Below are 16,321 nucleotides of genomic sequence, written 5' to 3'. Positions count from 1 at the left end.
CGCCGGGATGTGGCACGGTGAACATGCAGCCCGATGGATCACCGAGAATGGATCAACGAGGAGGAGATTCCGTGTCGAATCCACCGCTTCCCGGGACCGCGATCGCCATGCTGAAGAAGCCCAACCCGGCCGTCATCGCGACGCTTCGGGCCGACGGCCAGCCAGTGTCCACGGCCACCTGGTACCTCTGGTACGACGGCCGGATCCTGGTCAACATGGATGAGGGCCGCAAGCGGCTCGAACATATCCGCAACGACCCCCGGGTCACGCTCACCGTGCTCGACGAGGGGAACTGGTACACCCACCTCAGCATCATCGGGCACGTCGCCGACGTACGTGAGGACAAGGACCTCACCGACATCGACCGCCTGGCCCAGCAGTACCTCGGCACGCCGTACCCGCAGCGGGACCGCGGCCGGGTCAGCGCCTGGATCGAGATCGATCGCTGGCACGGCTGGGGCACGCTCAAGGAGAACAGCCAGCCCGGCTGACCCGCGCGTCGCGGCGTCCGGCACGCACGCTCTCCGCCTTGTCGGGATCACCCGCGCACGACCTGTACAAGGGCGACCCTGCGCCTCGCGATTGCACACACCAGACGCCGAGCCGGGGGTGGCATTCGCCGCCGAGCCGGGCGCAACCAACGTCTCGTCACCCAGGCGCGGCTTTGCCGCCCGTACCGACATCAGTCGCACAGGGGCCCGGCCTGCCCCTGTCCGGACCAGCTTTCCAGTCCGGATCCGCACATCCTTGACCCGAGGCGGCGGTGCCTGTCCGGGCGAGGGGAGTCTGGCCGGCTGTCAGCGAGCTGCGCGGAGGGGCGTATGTCGTGACCAGAGGCCACCCAGGGGTAACCGGGCGTAGGGCCCACTTTGCTGCCGGTGGCGGCCGGCGGTGGGAGAGCAACCTGATGCCGATCGGTATCAGGTTGCCGCCCCACCGCCGCCCCGCCTGCCGAGGCACCGGAACGGACAGTCCGCCGAGATCAGACCGCCGGGGCCGGGAAGGTCGGGTACTCGACTCCGGAGACGTGCTGGACGACGCGGATGACCTGGCAGGAGTAGCCGAACTCGTTGTCGTACCACAGGTAGAGGATCGCGTTGTCGCCCTCGACCTTGGTGGCCCCGGCGTCGACGATCGAGGCGTGGCGCGAGCCGATGAAGTCGCTCGAGACCGCGTCGGGCGCCGTGGTGAAGTCGATCTGGCGCTTGAGCGGGGAGGTCAGCGACACGTTGCGGAGGTAATCGAGGACCTCCTCGCGGGTGGTCTCACGCCCGAGCCGCAGGCTGAGGATCGCGATCGAGACGTCCGGAACCGGGACGCGGATCGAGCTGCCGGTGATCGGCGCCTTGAGGTCGGGCAGCGCCTTGGCGACGGCGGAGGCCGCACCGGTCTCTGTGATGACCATGTTGAGCGGCGCCGAGCGGCCGCGGCGGTCGGCCTTGTGGTAGTTGTCCAGCAGGTTCTGGTCGTTGGTGAACGAGTGGACGGTCTCCACGTGGCCGCGCAGGACGCCGTACTCGTCCGCCATCGCCTTCAGCGGCGGGACGATCGCATTGGTGGTGCAGGAGGCGCAGGACAGGATCTGCTCGTCCGGCTTGATCGTGTCGTGGTTGACGCCGTGGACGATGTTGGGGACGTCGCCCTTGCCCGGCGCGGTCAGGACGACCTTGTCGATGCCGGGGCGCAGGTGCTTCGACAGACCCTCGCGGTCGCGCCACTTGCCGGTGTTGTCGATGAGGATGGCGTCGTTGATGCCGTACGCCGTGTAGTCGACCTCCGACGGGTCGTTGGCGTAGATCACCTTGATCTCGTTGCCGTTGGCGACGATCGTGCTGTTCGCCTCGTCGACGGTGATCGTGCCCTGGAACTGGCCGTGGATGGAGTCGCGGCGCAGCAGCGAGGCGCGCTTGACGATGTCCTGGTCGCCGCCCTGGCGGACGACGATGGCGCGCAGCCGCAGGCCGTTGCCGGAGCCGGCCTTCTCGATCAGCAGGCGTGCGACGAGGCGGCCGATGCGACCGAACCCGTAGAGGACGACGTCGCGGCCCTCGCAGCGCTCGATCTTGTTGGCACCCGTGGCGCCTGCGACGGCCTCGGCGGTGAAGCCCTCCACCGAGAGACCGCGGTCGTCACTCTTGTACGTCGCGGCGAGCATGCCGATGTCGATCTGGGACGGGCCGAGATCGAGCGTGGTGAGTGCCTGCAGGAACGGCAGCGTCTCGGTGACCGAGAGTTCCTCACCGTCGATCTGCCGGGCGAACCGGTGGGTCTTGAGGATGCTGACCACCGACTTGTTCACCAAGGAGCGGCTGTGAAGCAGGACCGTGACGTCCCGCTCCCGGTGCAGCTTCCCGATGATCGGGATCATCGACTCCGCGATCTCCTCGCGGTTCTTCCAGTTGGTGAACGAGTCCTCGTTGACAGTCACAGATTTATCTTTCGAGCTAGGCGGTGCTCATATGCTAACCGCCCGCCGATTCGATCATTCACCCGGTGCCACCTGAGCGGGATCCCGTGATCGGGCCCCATGGTCACATCAGGACAGGGAATGGGCTGCCGTGCCGCGAATCGGTGCTCGATTTGCGATGATCCATCCCGGTGTGCCCCCCAGAGTGATCCTCGTCGACCTCGGTGCCGACGCCATCCGTCGAGGGGGCAGTGGCCGCCCGCACAGGAAAAGAACCTCGACGCGCTCGGTCCCGGATGCGTTGGGGTGACGATCAGTTGCCTTCGCTGCCGGCCCCGGCGCCCGGTGCAGGGTTCGCACGATCCAGGGAAGGGACCGGAGGCCGTCGATCCCGCACCAGGAACGCACCCGGACCGCCCGTCGCACTCCCGCAGCACAACGGCGCCGATGAGTCGGTGGGGGGAAGCGGCCCGCCCGGTCGACGTGCGAAGGACTCCCGGGCGGGCTACGTCGTCCACGCTGCCCTGAACGTGTCCGCCCGCGCTGCCGACGGGCCGGTGCCTGAGCCGAACGAGGGTGCAGAATGCACCGTCAGGCGCTGGGCGCTTGCCCGTGGGTGTCGATGGCCGCGGGCAGCACGCCCAGGTGCTCATTGAGATCGGCGACCGCGCGGACGGTCCGGTCGGCGAGAAGCGTGTCGAGGCGGGTCACCCGGCCGGGGCCCGATCGACCAGGCATCGCTGGTTCGAGAGTGACTGAGTGGCGCCGGGCCGGATTCCTGTCAGTCCGGCGTGAGCACCGCGGCGCCGTTCACGCGGTCCGCGGCCAGGTCGGCCAGTGCTTGATCAGCCCGGTTCAGGGGATAGCGGCTGACGGTGACCTGGATACCGATGCGTTCGGCGAGTTCGAGAAAGTCGCGGCCGTCCTCGCGGGTGTTGGAGGTGACGCTCCGCAGATTCCGCTCCTGGAAGAGATGCCGCTGGTAGTTCAGCGCGGGAATGTCGGAGAGGTGGATACCGGCGATCGCGAGGGTGCCCGACCGGTCGAGTCCCTCCAGGGCCACCGGCACCAGATCACCCACCGGAGCGAACAGGATCGCCGAGTCCAGCGGCTCCGGTGGGCTGTCGTAGGCGCCGCCTACCGATGAAACACCCAGGGACAGAGCGAGTTCACGCGCCTGCGCGGAACGCGTCATCACATGGACGGTCGCGCCGTCGGCCAGAGCCACCTGAGCCGCCAGATGGGCCGACGCGCCGAAACCGTAGATTCCGAGCCTGCCGCCCTTCGGCAACGCACTGCGGCGCAGCGACCGGTAGCCGATGATTCCCGCGCACAGGAGAGGGGCGAGCAGGGCCGCGTCCTGGGCCTCGGGGAGCCGGTAGGCGAACGCCTCGGGAACAAGTACCAGGTCGGCGAAGCCGCCGTCCGCATCCCACCCCGTGTACGTGGACCGCGGGCACAGGTTCTCCCGTCCGGAGCGGCAGTAGCGGCAGGACCCGCAGGTACGGCGCAACCAGGCCCCGCCGACCCGGTCGCCCACACGGAACAGGCCGGTCGCCTCGCCGACCGCTGCCACGCGGCCTACGATCTCGTGCCCGGGAATCGTCGACGGACGGTGGGGAGTGAGGTCCCCCTCGGCGAGATGCAGGTCCGTGCGACAGACACCGCAGGCTTCCACCCGCAGCAGGAGTTCATCCGGGGCGGGCGCGCTCACTCGGCGGTGTCTCCGTATCAGGGGACCGGTACCGATCGGTCCGGGTGTCCCGACGGCCCAACCGCTGAGCATCTGTGAGTGGGGGAGCCCCATGCCTCCAGCCTGCGGCCGCTGGGTGGGTCCGGCAAACCGGCCGGTTTCCGCATGCGCCTCGGGATCCGCAGATCGGGGCTGCTGCTGCGTCGGCGGGAGTGGATGACCCGCCAGGTCCTCGCCCGGGGACCATCCGGCCCATGCGCACCGAGCTCCTGCCGAGTCAGCCTGGCAGTGCCCCGTACTGGACCTGACAGGAAGAAGGGCGATGTCATGAAGGCACTCGTCTTCCAGGGCCCCAGCCGGACCGCGTGGGGGGATGTACCGGATCCCGGCATCAAGGACGCCGCGGACGCGATCGTCCGCGTCGACACGGTCACTATCTGCGGCACCGATCTGCACATCGTCAAGGGCGATGTGCCCGAGGTGGTTCCGGGTCGTGTGCTCGGGCACGAAGCGGTGGGCACCGTGGTCGAGACCGGCGGCGATGTCCGGACGGTGCGGCCCGGTGACCGCGTGCTGATCTCGTGCATCTCCGCCTGCGGACGGTGCCGGTTCTGCCGCGGCGGACAGTACGGTCAGTGCCGTGGGGGCGGCGGCTGGGTGCTGGGCCACACGATCGATGGCACCCAGGCCGAATATGTGCGGGTGCCGTTCGCCGACCTGTCCGTACATCCGGTGCCGGGCGCCGTCGACAGTGACGACGCGGTCCTGTTGGCCGACATCTTCCCGACCTCGTACGAGGTCGGGGTGCTCAACGGCAACGTGCGGCCCGGCGACACGGTCGTCGTGGTCGGTGGGGGGCCGATCGGTCTGGCGGCCATCATCACCGCGCGTCTGTACAGCCCCGGCCGCATCATCGCGGTGGACCTCGCGGAGTCCCGGCTGGCTGCCGCGCGCGCACTCGGTGCGGACGCGACCGTCAGCGCGAGCGAGGAACCCGAGCGCCTCGTCGAGGACCTCACCGATGGACTCGGTGCCGATGTCGTCATGGAGGCTGTCGGCGTACCGGAGACATTCGAGATGTGCACCCGGATGGTCCGCCCGGGCGGCCGGGTCGCGAACATCGGGGTCCACGGCAAGCCTGCGGTCCTGCACCTCGAAGACCTCTGGATCAAGGACGTCACGATCACCACCGGGCTGGTGGACACCCACTCGACGCCCATGCTGCTGGGCATGATGGCCGCAGGGCGTCTCCCGTCGGCTTCGCTGATCACCCACCGTTTCGAGCTGGGCCAGATGGAGGAGGCGTACGACATCTTCTCCCGCGCCGCCGAAACCGGTGCCCTCAAGGTGGCACTGGGCAGCCCGCAGCACAATGTTGTCTCCGTCCCCGACCTGCCGTGACCCGATGGACGTGAGGACCATGAGCGAGGGCACGCCTTCATCCGCTTCCAGCGAGTCTCCGACCGGCCGCAGCGACCTCGGACGGCGCGTGGCAGCGCGCCGTCAGGAACTCGGTCTTACCCGTGAGGAGGTGGCCGAACGCTGCGGCGCCGCTCCTTCGTACATCGCCTATGTGGAGGACCGGGCTGCTGTACCGGCCGTCAGCGTTCTCGTGCGCCTCGCCGATGCGTTGGAGACGACTGTGGCCGAGCTGACCGGTATGACGGTGGAAAGTCCCCCCGGCAGGGCAGCGGCACTGCCGGGCGCCGAACTCGTCGCGCTCAGTGAAACCGAGTGCCTTCGACTGCTTTCCAGCCACGGTGTGGGCAGGATCGCGATTGTCACGGCGGACGGGCCGGCCGTCTTCCCGGTCAACTACGTGCTGGCGGGCAACGAGATCGCGTTCCGGACCACCGGCGATGGACTTCTGGCCGCGTCCGCGGGAACCGAGGTGGCCTTCGAGGCCGATCACATCGACGACGTGATGAGCCAGGGCTGGAGTGTGCTGGTGGTGGGCGATGCATCAGGTGTCACCGCTGCTCAGGCCATCCAGCGACTGGACCATGTTGCCCCCTCCCTTCCCTGGGCGGGTGGCCCCCGCACCCACTGGATGGTGGTCACCCCCACTCGTATCACCGGGCGTCGCGTGGTGCAGAAGTGAGAGAGCTGCCTGTCGTCATGTCGTCGCCGGCATCCGCTCCCGCCCGCCGCACACGGTGTGCAGCGGGCGGGAGCTCGAGCGGGCTGCGACTGCCGGTGCCGGGGCGCGCAGGCGGAACCCGCGGCCGGCACCTACGACCAGCATGTCCGCTCCCGCGGCCGCTTCGATCAAGGCGCATGCGCGCCGCTGCCGCCGCCCAGTCCAGTGCCCGCAGACTGCGGCCGGACGGGCTTCTCGTCGGGGCCGTTCAGGACGCGTCGGCCAGGAGGTTTCCGTACCAGGACGTGTTCCCCGGGTGCGCTCCACCGGGCGCCTCGTGGTGTTCGGCCGCTACCGTGGACATATGGCCCGCCCGTGACGCGCGGGCCATGGCGGAGGCACCGTGGGCGACAAGGGCACTGACCGCAACGGCGAGGAACGCCGTGGGCTCGGCACACTCCCCGGCGACCTCCAGGAACGCCTCGATCTTTCGCAGCGCGGCCCCGCCGAGGCGGCGCTGCTGCTGGACGCCGTCATGTCGGTGGGAAGGGGGCTCGATCTGCCGCGGGTGCTGCGCCAGATCGTCGAAGCCGCAGTCGTCGTGGTCGATGCCGAGTACGGAGCCCTCGGGGTGCTCGGCGAGGGAACCCGCCTTGCACAGTTCCTGCCCGTGGGCATCACGGACGAACAGAGGGAAGCCATCGGCTCGCTGCCCGAGGGGCACGGCATTCTCGGCGAGCTGATCCGCCACCCCGTGCCACTGAGGCTCAAGGAAATCGCCGACCACCGGTCGTCCCACGGGTTTCCGCCGAACCATCCCCCCATGCACTCGTTTCTGGGGGTGCCCATCCGGGTCCGCGACGAGGTGTTCGGCAACCTGTACCTGACCGAGAAGCGGGGCGGCCGCGCCTTCGACGCCGAGGACGAGACGGTGCTCTCCACCCTCTCTGTGGCAGCCGGGGTCGCCATCGAGAACGCACGCCTGTACTCGGAGACGCGTGACCGGCAGCGTTGGCAGGAGGCCAACAGCGAGATCGTCGAGGGTCTGCTGAGCGGGGTGGACGAGGCGTACATCCTGCAGATGATCGTCGACCATGCCTCGCGTATCCTCTCCGCCGACCTGGGTGTTCTGGCGCTTCCCGAGGGGGAGGGCGCCCTGCGGGTGGCGATAGCCTCCGGCGTGGACGCCGACACGCACCGCGGACTGGTCCTGCCACGCGAAGGTTCGTTCGTCGGCACAGCTCTTCACGCGGGCGAGCCGATCATCAGCCTCGATGTCGAGTGTGATCCGAGGATCACCGCTGGGCCCCCGCGATGGGCAGGGCTCGGTCCGGCCGTCGCGGTGCCGATGAAGACGGGGGGACGGGTCCTGGGGGTGTTGCTGCTGGCCCGTGTACGGGAGCGTCCCGCATTCACCGAGTGGGAGACCGCGCCCCTGCTGACGTTCGCCGGGCAGGCGGCGCTGGCGATGGAACTCACGGAACGGCGCGAGTCCGCCGAGCAGATCGCCCTGCTGGAGGACCGGGACCGGATCGCCCGGGACCTGCACGACCTCGCCATTCAGCGGCTGTTCGCCACCGGCATGACCCTGCAGAGCGTGGTGCGGTTCGTGGACCACCCCCAGGCAAGTGAACGGCTGCTGCGGGCCGTGGACGATCTCGACGAGACCATCAAGATCATCCGGTCGACCATCTTCGGCCTCCGCGCACGCGAGTCGGGCCGTGCCGAACAAGGGCTGCGCGTCCGCACGCTGACCGCGGTGGAGCAGGCCGCACGTGGCCTGGGCTTCCAGCCGTCTCTCCGCATGGGAGGGCTCATCGACACAGATGTGCCGGCTGAGACCGCGGACCAGGTGATCGCGGTGCTCGGCGAAGCGCTCAGCAACGTCGCACGCCATGCCCGGGCGACCTCGGTGGACGTCTCGATGGTGGTCGGTGAGGGAGCACTGACGTTGGTCGTGTCCGACAACGGAGTGGGCATGCCGGAACACGACGGCGCACACAGTGGGCTGGACAACCTTGCGGAGCGCGCCAAGAACCTCGGCGGTGACATGACGGTCGAGCCGTCGGCGGAGGGCGGCACCCGGGTGAGGTGGCGCGTGCCTCTGCGACTGACGTGATCCGTGGACCGCGCGGAGGGGGCAGCGTCGGCGTCAGTACTCGCGACCGCTCGCCGAAGGCGGCGAGGAGGGTGCCGGTCTGTGCGCGGCGATCACGGCTGCCTGAATACGGCGCTCCACGCCGAGCTTCGCCAGGAGGCGGGAAATGTGGTTCTTGACCGTTTTCTCGGACAGATAGAGGCGTTTGCCGATCTGGCTGTTGGTCAGTCCTTCACCGATCAGAGCAAGAACGTCCTTCTCCCGTGGAGACAGCACGGAGAGCGCATCCTCGGGCTCGGTGCCGGAACCCTCTCCGCGCAGGCTGTCCATCAGCCGTGCGGTCGTCGCCGGATCGAGGGTGGAGCGCCCGGCAGCCAGCGTGCGGACGGCTGTGACGAGGTCGGATCCCTTGATCTCCTTGAGCACGTAGCCTGCTGCGCCCGCCATGATGGCGTCGAGCAGCGCTTCGTCGTCATCGAACGAGGTGAGCATGAGACAGGCCAGTTCCGGCATCCGTGAACGCAGTTCACGACAGACACTGATCCCGTCGCCGTCCGGGAGCCGTACATCGAGGATCGCGACATCCGGGCGCAGCGCCGGGCCACGGGCCAGCGCGTGATCGGCCGTACCGGCATCGCCGACGACCTCGATGTCGGGTTCCGCGTCGAGCAGATCCTGCACCCCGCGCCTGACCACCTCGTGGTCGTCGAGCAGGAACACGCGGATCGGATGCTGTGCGGAGAACGCGGCTTCGCCGCTCATGGCGCCCACCTCGCTTCTGCAGGGCTCTGCCACCGGCCCCATGTTCATCGTGGCCCGCACACCGACGGTGCACCAGAGCCGGTCGGCCCCTGCACCACCCGGGCCGTTCAGTCCTCGGCGATGTCGGCTTGGGGACCGTACAGCTGGAGCAACCTCGTTCGCGTTCCGTACAACCGCTCCGCCACTGTCTCGGCCACGTACTTGTACACCGCCCGGCCCAGCACCGCATCGGCCGCGCACAGCGCGCGGACGGTCGCGGCGTCGAACTCCAGGGCCTGACCCGCGTGGACCACGTGTGCGCCCATGTGCCACACATGCGGGGAGCAGAGCCAGGACCAGCCCAGCAGGTCGTCCTGGCCCAGGGTCTCGACGACCGCCGGGCGGCGGCCGGGCACATGAAGGTCGACCTCGACCCGGCCGGAGCGGATGATCCAGAAACGGTCGGCCCGCCTGCCCTCCTCGAAGACGCGTGAGTCGAGGACCAGCGGCACTTCGTGGGCCGCCGTGTCGAGCAGGCGCTGCCGGCTCTCGGGCGGGAGCGCGTCGAGCAGACTGTGCGTCGACATGGGGTCCTCCGTCCCTGGCGGGCGATGGCGGCTCCGCGCGTGACAGCCCGGCCGCGTGCCCGACCGTCCGGTGTGAACGATAGGCGGGGCTCCGGGGGGAGGCTCGGTCATCGGGCACCCCCGGGGTCTGCCGTACCCGAACCCGCCGAACGGCATCAGCCCGTTGACCGGCATTCCACGTGATTTTCACGGTGATCCGCTCAGCGACCCGCCCGCTTGGGCCGTACGGGGGGCGGTCCGGGACCGATCGGCCCATGGGCTCGGATCACCCGCCACAGGATTGTGGAGGACGCACCTGGGCACATACCCGGTGAGCGCCAGGAGGTGGTGGCAGTGAGCCGCATCAGAATTGTCCGTCGCCCACCGCCTCCCTCGGGGCCTCCGCCCCTCGACCTGCGAACTCCATCCGGGCGGCCTCTGCCCTACTGAGGTCCACGACGCGCCCGTGTCCCGGAACCGTGATGCCATGTAAGGAAGTCCTGGCGAAGGGACCGCCCCGTTCATGGCAGCCGTACCGTCTCCTGCCCCGTGCCTGCACTCCGTGCGGGCCGTGGTCTTCGACACCGACGGAGTGATCACCGACTCCGCCCGGAGCCACGCCGCGGCCTGGAAGAAGGCATTCGACGCCTGTCTGTCGGAGCGGGAGGGACAGCGGCCCTTCGATCCGGTTGACGACTATCTCCGCCACGTCGACGGCCGTTCACGGCAGGACGGCGCGGCGGCCTTCCTCGCATCGCGAGGCCTGGATCTTCCCGAGGGCAGCCCGGAGGACCCGCCCGGCACCGCGACGGTAGGGGCGGTCGCCGCACGCAAGGACGAGCTGTTCACGGAAACGCTGCGCACCCACGGGGTCGATGTCTGGCCCGGCACGGTCCGTCTCCTTCACGCGCTGCGCAGTGAGCGGATCCCCTGTGCTGCCGTGTCCGCCTCCCGCCACGCGACGGAACTCCTGTCGCGGGCCGGCCTCATCGGGCAGTTCGGTGCCGTGGTCGACGGAAATGAGGCACGGCGGCTCGGGCTCGCGGGAAAGCCGGATCCCGCGCTCTTCGTCGAGGCGGCGCAGCGCCTCGGGGTTCCCGTTTCGGACACCGCTGTGGTGGAGGACTCCCTGGCCGGTGTCGAGGCCGGCCGCCGCGGCCGATTCGGACTTGTGGTCGGCGTGGACCGGACAGGCGGTCCCGGCAAGGCCGCGGATCTGCGACGCCGTGGCGCCGACATCGTGGTGTCCGATCCCGGCGAACTGCTGATCGGCGACGACTGATGGCGGGGGCCTGGGAGTGGTCGTACGAGGGGTACGAGCCGGAGGAGGAGCGGCTGCGCGAGGCGCTGTGCACGCTCGGCAACGGGTACTTCGCCACCCGTGGAGCCGCATCCGAGACCATCACCAGCAGGTCTCACTACCCGGGCACCTACATCGCGGGTTGCTACGACCGGCTGACCTCATCGGTCCAGGGCCGGCAGGTGGAGAACGCCGACTTGGTCAACCTGCCGAACTGGCTGCCGCTGCGCTACCGCATCCGCCCCGCCGGCACAGCCCCCGGACCGTGGCTGTCACCGGACCACGAACATCTCGCGGAACACCGGCAGACGCTCGATCTGCGCCGCGGCACGCTGACCCGCCGGTCCGTCTACCAGGACGAGGCAGGCCGTCGCCTCTATGTCGAGCAGTGCCGTCTGGTGCACATGGGCAACCCGCACCTCGCCGCCCTCCACACGGCTTTCACCGCGACCGGGTGGGTGGGGGCGATCGAGGTGGAGGCGGCGATCGACGGTGACATCCGGAACGCCGGTGTCGCGCGGTACCGGGATCTGTCGGACTGTCATCTGACCGGCTGGTCGACCGGAACGGAACAGGACGACGTGGTGTGGTTGAGATGTCGCACCGTGGAGTCGGACATCGGCTTCGCGCTGGCCTCCCGCATCGTGGCCACGTCCGGCGGTGATGGGCGGCGGCCGGATGAGTCCGGCCCGCGTCCCCGTCCCCGGCAGATCCCACGGAAGGTCTTCCAGACATTGGTACTGCCGCTGGATTCGGAATGCGACGCCGTCGTGGACAAGACAGTGGCGCTGTACACCTCGCGTGACCCGGCGATCGGCAGCCCGCTGCGGGCCGCTGTCGCCGGGGTGCGGACGGCTCCGGAGTTCACAGAGTTGCTGGCCTCGCACCATCGGGCGTGGGCCGGCCTGTGGCAGCGGACCCGAATCGAGGTTCCGGGCGAGGCGGGCAGGATTCTGCGACTCCACCTCTTCCACATGCTGCAGACGCTGTCCCCGCACACGGCAGAGCTCGATGTGGGCGTACCGGCGAGAGGGCTGCACGGGGAGGCATACCGAGGCCATGTCTTCTGGGACGAGCTCTTTGTGCTGAGGTTCCTGAGTCTGCATTTCCCGGAGGTTTCCCGGGGACTTCTGGACTACCGCCACCGGAGGCTGTCCGCGGCCTGCCGCGCGGCACAACAGGTGGGGCGGGCCGGGGCCATGTACCCCTGGCAGAGTGCCGACGACGGCCGGGAGGAGACCCAGGAACTCCATCTCAACCCGCGTTCGGGGCGCTGGCTGCCCGACCATTCACGTCTGCAGCATCACGTCGGTTCGGCCGTCGCCTACAACGTGTGGCAGTACTGCCAGGCCACCGCGGACACGGATTACCTGCATTCCAAGGGCGCGGAAATGCTGCTGCAGATCGCCCGGTTCTGGGCGGACAGCGCCGCATGGGACGCGCCGCTGGCCCGGTACCGCATCCGCGGTGTGGTCGGCCCCGACGAGTACCACGACGCCTATCCGGGAGCCGGGACTGCAGGCATAGATGACAACACGTACACGAACGTGACGGCGGCCTGGGTGCTGGCCCGGGCCACGGAGCTGTACCGCGACCTGCCCGAGCCCCGGCGGGGGCTCCTTCTGGAGCGCATCCGCCTCGACCCTGCGGAGCTGGAGCGCTGGGAGGACGTCTCCCGTCGGCTGCATGTGCCGTATCACCGTGGTGTCATCAGCCAGTTCGCCGGTTACGGAGAACTGGACGAACTCGACTGGGCCGCTTACCGGAAGCGCTACGGCGACATCCGGCGGCTCGACCGCATCCTTGAGGAGGAGGGCGACACGGTCAACCGCTACCAGGCATCCAAACAGGCCGATGTGCTGATGCTCGGCTACCTGTTCTCACCCGGAGAACTCGGCGGCCTGTTCCAGCGCCTCGGACATGTGCTGGACGACGACACCTGGCGCGCCACCGTCGACTACTACCTCGCGCGTACGAGCCACGGTTCCACCCTCAGCTCCCTGGTTCATGCCTGGGTGCTGGCACGGGCGCACCGCGAGGAGGCGTGGGCATACTGCAAGGAGGCGCTGACCGGTGACGTGGTCGACATCCAAGGTGGCACCACGGCGGAAGGCATCCATCTGGGGGCGATGGCCGGCACTCTCGATTTCGTGCAACGCGGAATGACCGGGCTGGAGACGCGTGACGACGCACTGTGGCTCTCCCCGGCCCCGCTTCCCCAGCTCTCGAAATTCGGCGTACGCATCGGATTCCGCGGGCACGAGGTGGACCTGGGCATACGGGCACAGCGGCTCCGGATCGCGGTACCGGACTCGCACCGCCCAGCCGTCCGGCTGGTCCTGGGTGGCCACACCCACATGATCGTCCCCGGCACGGTGCGATGGCTCGATCTGCCGCCGGACCGTCGCCCCGCCCGCCGTCACAGGAAGGGTAGTCAGGACTGACGGCCTCCACAGCACGCACCGGCGGGGTTGCGACCGGACGAGCGAGGTGTCCTCGATGCACCCGCCGGGGCGAACCGGCAGGGAGGGGCCGGACGGCCCCCGCAGGGGCCCGTTGGCCCCAAGCGGAAGTGTCCCCTGCCGGACGAAATTGAAGAAGGACATCGATGATGGCGCCCCCGAGGCGCCGGAAGTGGAGCACACGATGTCAGGAACGCAGATGGAGCGGAGGCACGGCCTCTTCCCCGGCCTCATGGTGGCCGATATGCCGGGGCCGGGCGGTGGCGACGCAGGGGGCTGCGCCGACCGGTACGCCCACGGCCTGACGCAACGGTCACCCCGGTCCGTGCGGCAGGCGCCCGGCCGACGACGGTGCGGCGTCGCGCGGCATACCGCCGGTGGCGGTGTCCGCCCCGCACAGGAGCGGGCCGGAGTGAAGACTTCCGCACTCTTCCGGGGGTCCAGACCAGAGCTCATCTCCCAGGTGCCGAACCCACCGCTGCGTGCGGGTACGGCGACGGCACAGGGCGGAGGCGTGACATGTTCCAGTCCGACTCGCCCGGACCCAAGTCCATATGGCCCCGGAAGCGGCACGGAAGCCGAATGCGACGACCGTTTGAGCGCCGCCCGAATCCGCTGCAGCGGGCTGCCGACCGTGTACGCGGCCGCTGGCTCGCCGCTTCCGTGCTCTTTGTGCTCGTGGCAGTGTTCTGCGGTGTTGCTGTCGGAATCAAAGTCTGGGACGCCGACAGCGTGACCGCACAGCACGAGGCCCGACACCGCCACCAGGTGGTGGCGACAACAGTCAGTAAGGCCGAAGACAGACTTCCTGCCCGGTTTGCGGGGGCTTCGGAAGCAACGGCTCGGGCCGTCTGGGAGTATCCCGCCTCCCTGCCTCATACGGACACCATCGCGGTCACCCCCCATACGCCGGTGGGCCGGACGGTCACGCTGTGGGTGGATGACTCGGGCAGGATTTCGGCTGCCCCGCCTTCCCGTGGAGAACGCGCCGTGCAGGCCGCCGCAGCAGGGGCCTGTGCCATGGGCGTGGTTGCCCTGTCCGCCGGATTGGTTGTCCGCCTCAGGCTCCGTCGCGTCGAGACGCGCAGCCTCGCCCAATGGGACCAGGAGTGGGAGCGCGTGGAGCCGCGCTGGTCCGGCCGGCTGCGCCGGGACTCGGGGGCCGATGACGACTGACGGATGGACCGGCGCCAGGACCACCGCATCTGCTTCGATGCCGAGCCCGGACCCGCTGGAGCCGCTTCCACTGCTGCGCCGGGATCTCGGCACCGGCCCTCGCGGCCTCTCTGCGCGAGAGGCGGCGCGCCGGCGGCCGCGCATCCAGCTCGGTGAAGGGCAGGAGCCGCCGCTCCTCACCGGTGGGCGATGACGGCGACGGGCACCGCCGGCTCGGTCATGAGATGTCCGGCGGTAACGGAGCGCGGCACATCCACCCCGTGCGCTTTGGGCAGCAGGTCACTCTCGGAGACGACATCGACCATCCGGTCTTCGCGGTCGAGCACAGGGAGTCCGCTCATATTGTGCTGTGCGAGCAACTTCGCGACATCCTTGGAAGGAGTTGGCGGAGACGACAGAAGGAGTGGGCGGAGACGACCGAAACGGTCTCGTCGGTCATCAGGTCTCCCCACCTTGATGTGCTTCAGGGAGGCAACCGCCTGCCGATTCTCAACGATTCACCGGGCTGCGGCGCCCGTCCTCGTTCCGAACCCAGGATCCGCTGGACCACGGCACCGAAAGCAGGTCCGAACGGGCCCCACCTGGGGGTGTTCGGGCACGCCACGGCCGGGGAGAAGCACACGGGGCGGCGAACCGACAGGGACATTCGGCCCCCGCGGGGTCCTGAGCGGCCCTCTCGCAGCGCGGGGCGCGGTGCCAGGGTGAGAGCTGCACCGGCAGCCTTCGGTGAGGAGGAACCATGAATTCCAGCGACAAGGGTGGCCCGGTACTCGGAGCGCTCGTGGCCGGGGTGGACGGCTCCGAGCCCGCCAAGCGGGCAGTGCTGTGGGCCTCCGAGGAAGCTCTACGGCGTGATCGTCCTCTGCACCTTGTCTACGCAGCCGACACGGACAGCCGGATGATCTACGCGTCCATGGAAACCATCGAGCAGGTTCGGCACGCGGGTCGAGACCTTCTCGAGGAGACCGCAGCCATGGTGTCCGAGCGTTACCCCAGCCTGAGCGTGACGAAGGAGCTGAGCCGCCGTGAACCGGTGGTGAGCCTGCACACCGCGGCGGGAAACCACGGCACGATCGTGGTGGGCAACCGTGGTCGCGGAGGTTTCAACTCACTGTTGCTCGGCTCGGTCGGTTTGAAGGTTGCTGCGGGTGCCAGGACGCCGGTGGTCGTGGTGCGCGGCACCGAAGGCGCTCCCGCGGCAGACGTCGTGGTGGCCGCCGTCCACGACGAGCACGACCTGGAATGCGCACGCCACGCGGCGAGTGAGGCGGCGCTGCGCAAGGCGTCGTTGCGGCTTCTGCACGTATGGAACGTGCTGGAGTCGGTCGGGAATGTCGTGACGATGCTCGACGCCGTGGACGAGATGGCTCGCAACCACGTTCGCACGTTGATGGGAGTGACGGACCGTATCCGTGCCGACTTCCCGGGACTCACCGTGGAGGCGGATGCGGAGAAGAGCATGTCCGCCGCCGGTGTCCTGGTTGAGGCGACTCGGCACGCGGATCTGCTGATCATGGGTGGGCGGCGCTTGCCCGGGAACTTCGGCCCGACGCTCGGCCGGGTCACCCACAGCCTGCTGCACCATGCGAACTGCCCGGTCGAACTGATCCCGCGGCATGGCAAGCGGACGACGGGTGAGCCGCAGTGAACAGTGAGGCGCGCTGTCCCGTCGCGGTCGTGGGCGATGCCGAACATGTCACCCAGGAGCTCCCCAACCTGGTCGTGGGAGGTAGCGAGTCCTCAAAGGCGGCGCCGGCTCTTCGAAGACCGGATTGGGTCCGGTTCCTCGCCGGGAACC

General features: G+C 69.2%; 14 protein-coding genes. 8 read left to right on the top strand and 6 right to left on the bottom strand.

Annotated elements, in window-relative coordinates; all coding sequences use genetic code 11:
- Nucleotides 1-71 precede the first annotated feature (71 nt).
- Entirely contained in the window at nucleotides 72-491 is a 420-nt protein-coding gene (locus tag OH809_RS04200) for a PPOX class F420-dependent oxidoreductase (protein WP_406423878.1), read from the top strand.
- 491 nt (nucleotides 492-982) lie between these two features.
- On the opposite strand, the gene OH809_RS04195 is transcribed toward OH809_RS04200, so the two are convergent.
- From OH809_RS04195 to OH809_RS04185, 3 genes are all read right to left on the bottom strand, one after another.
- Nucleotides 983-2,428: a glyceraldehyde-3-phosphate dehydrogenase gene (locus OH809_RS04195; RefSeq protein WP_406423880.1), complete on the bottom strand. Its 1,446-nt coding sequence runs from the start codon at nucleotides 2,426-2,428 to the stop codon at nucleotides 983-985.
- A 570-nt stretch (nucleotides 2,429-2,998) separates the two neighbouring features.
- Entirely contained in the window at nucleotides 2,999-3,145 is a 147-nt protein-coding gene (locus OH809_RS04190; protein ID WP_406423881.1) for a hypothetical protein, read from the bottom strand.
- A 43-nt stretch (nucleotides 3,146-3,188) separates the two neighbouring features.
- A complete protein-coding gene (locus OH809_RS04185) occupies nucleotides 3,189-4,214 on the bottom strand; it encodes a zinc-binding alcohol dehydrogenase family protein (protein WP_406423883.1) in 1,026 nt (341 codons plus the stop codon).
- A gap of 213 nt (nucleotides 4,215-4,427) precedes the next feature.
- Between OH809_RS04185 and OH809_RS04180 the strand changes: the two genes are divergently transcribed.
- The 3 genes from OH809_RS04180 (at nucleotide 4,428) to OH809_RS04170 (ending at nucleotide 8,299) form a co-directional block, all read left to right on the top strand.
- Nucleotides 4,428-5,501 carry an alcohol dehydrogenase catalytic domain-containing protein gene (locus OH809_RS04180; protein WP_406423885.1) on the top strand — a complete coding sequence of 358 codons (1,074 nt, stop codon included), beginning with the start codon at nucleotides 4,428-4,430 and terminating at the stop codon, nucleotides 5,499-5,501.
- Nucleotides 5,473-6,201 carry a helix-turn-helix domain-containing protein gene (locus tag OH809_RS04175; protein ID WP_406514841.1) on the top strand — a complete coding sequence of 243 codons (729 nt, stop codon included), beginning with the start codon at nucleotides 5,473-5,475 and terminating at the stop codon, nucleotides 6,199-6,201. Before OH809_RS04180 ends, OH809_RS04175 begins: the two co-directional genes overlap by 29 nt.
- 382 nt (nucleotides 6,202-6,583) lie before the next feature.
- A complete protein-coding gene (locus tag OH809_RS04170; protein ID WP_406423889.1) occupies nucleotides 6,584-8,299 on the top strand; it encodes a GAF domain-containing protein in 1,716 nt (571 codons plus the stop codon).
- 33 nt (nucleotides 8,300-8,332) lie between these two features.
- On the opposite strand, the gene OH809_RS04165 is transcribed toward OH809_RS04170, so the two are convergent.
- Together OH809_RS04165 and OH809_RS04160 are read right to left on the bottom strand one after the other, a co-directional pair.
- A complete protein-coding gene (locus tag OH809_RS04165) occupies nucleotides 8,333-9,040 on the bottom strand; it encodes a response regulator (RefSeq protein WP_406423891.1) in 708 nt (235 codons plus the stop codon).
- A 107-nt stretch (nucleotides 9,041-9,147) separates the two neighbouring features.
- Complete coding sequence (locus tag OH809_RS04160) at nucleotides 9,148-9,606, bottom strand: cyclic nucleotide-binding domain-containing protein (RefSeq protein ID WP_406423893.1); 459 nt, start codon at nucleotides 9,604-9,606, stop codon at nucleotides 9,148-9,150.
- Nucleotides 9,607-10,108: 502 nt separating this feature from the next.
- Between OH809_RS04160 and OH809_RS04155 the strand changes: the two genes are divergently transcribed.
- From OH809_RS04155 to OH809_RS04145, 3 genes are all read left to right on the top strand, one after another.
- Nucleotides 10,109-10,867 (top strand): HAD family hydrolase, encoded by a 759-nt coding sequence (locus tag OH809_RS04155; RefSeq protein WP_406423895.1) that lies wholly within the window; start codon nucleotides 10,109-10,111, stop codon nucleotides 10,865-10,867.
- Nucleotides 10,867-13,329 carry a glycoside hydrolase family 65 protein gene (locus tag OH809_RS04150; RefSeq protein ID WP_406423897.1) on the top strand — a complete coding sequence of 821 codons (2,463 nt, stop codon included), beginning with the start codon at nucleotides 10,867-10,869 and terminating at the stop codon, nucleotides 13,327-13,329. The genes OH809_RS04155 and OH809_RS04150 overlap by 1 nt, the downstream gene beginning before the upstream one ends.
- A 1,038-nt stretch (nucleotides 13,330-14,367) precedes the next feature.
- Complete coding sequence (locus OH809_RS04145) at nucleotides 14,368-14,523, top strand: hypothetical protein (protein WP_406423899.1); 156 nt, start codon at nucleotides 14,368-14,370, stop codon at nucleotides 14,521-14,523.
- Between the two features lie 176 nt (nucleotides 14,524-14,699).
- Here the strand turns inward: OH809_RS04145 and OH809_RS04140 are convergent, their stop codons facing one another.
- Entirely contained in the window at nucleotides 14,700-14,882 is a 183-nt protein-coding gene (locus OH809_RS04140) for a CBS domain-containing protein (protein ID WP_406423901.1), read from the bottom strand.
- Nucleotides 14,883-15,262: 380 nt separating this feature from the next.
- Between OH809_RS04140 and OH809_RS04135 the strand changes: the two genes are divergently transcribed.
- Complete coding sequence (locus tag OH809_RS04135; protein ID WP_406423903.1) at nucleotides 15,263-16,171, top strand: universal stress protein; 909 nt, start codon at nucleotides 15,263-15,265, stop codon at nucleotides 16,169-16,171.
- Nucleotides 16,172-16,321: the final 150 nt, after the last annotated feature.

Source organism: Streptomyces sp. NBC_00873 (assembly GCF_045207415.1).
Classification (GTDB): domain Bacteria; phylum Actinomycetota; class Actinomycetes; order Streptomycetales; family Streptomycetaceae; genus Streptomyces.
This window is presented reverse-complemented; position numbering and strand designations above follow the sequence as displayed.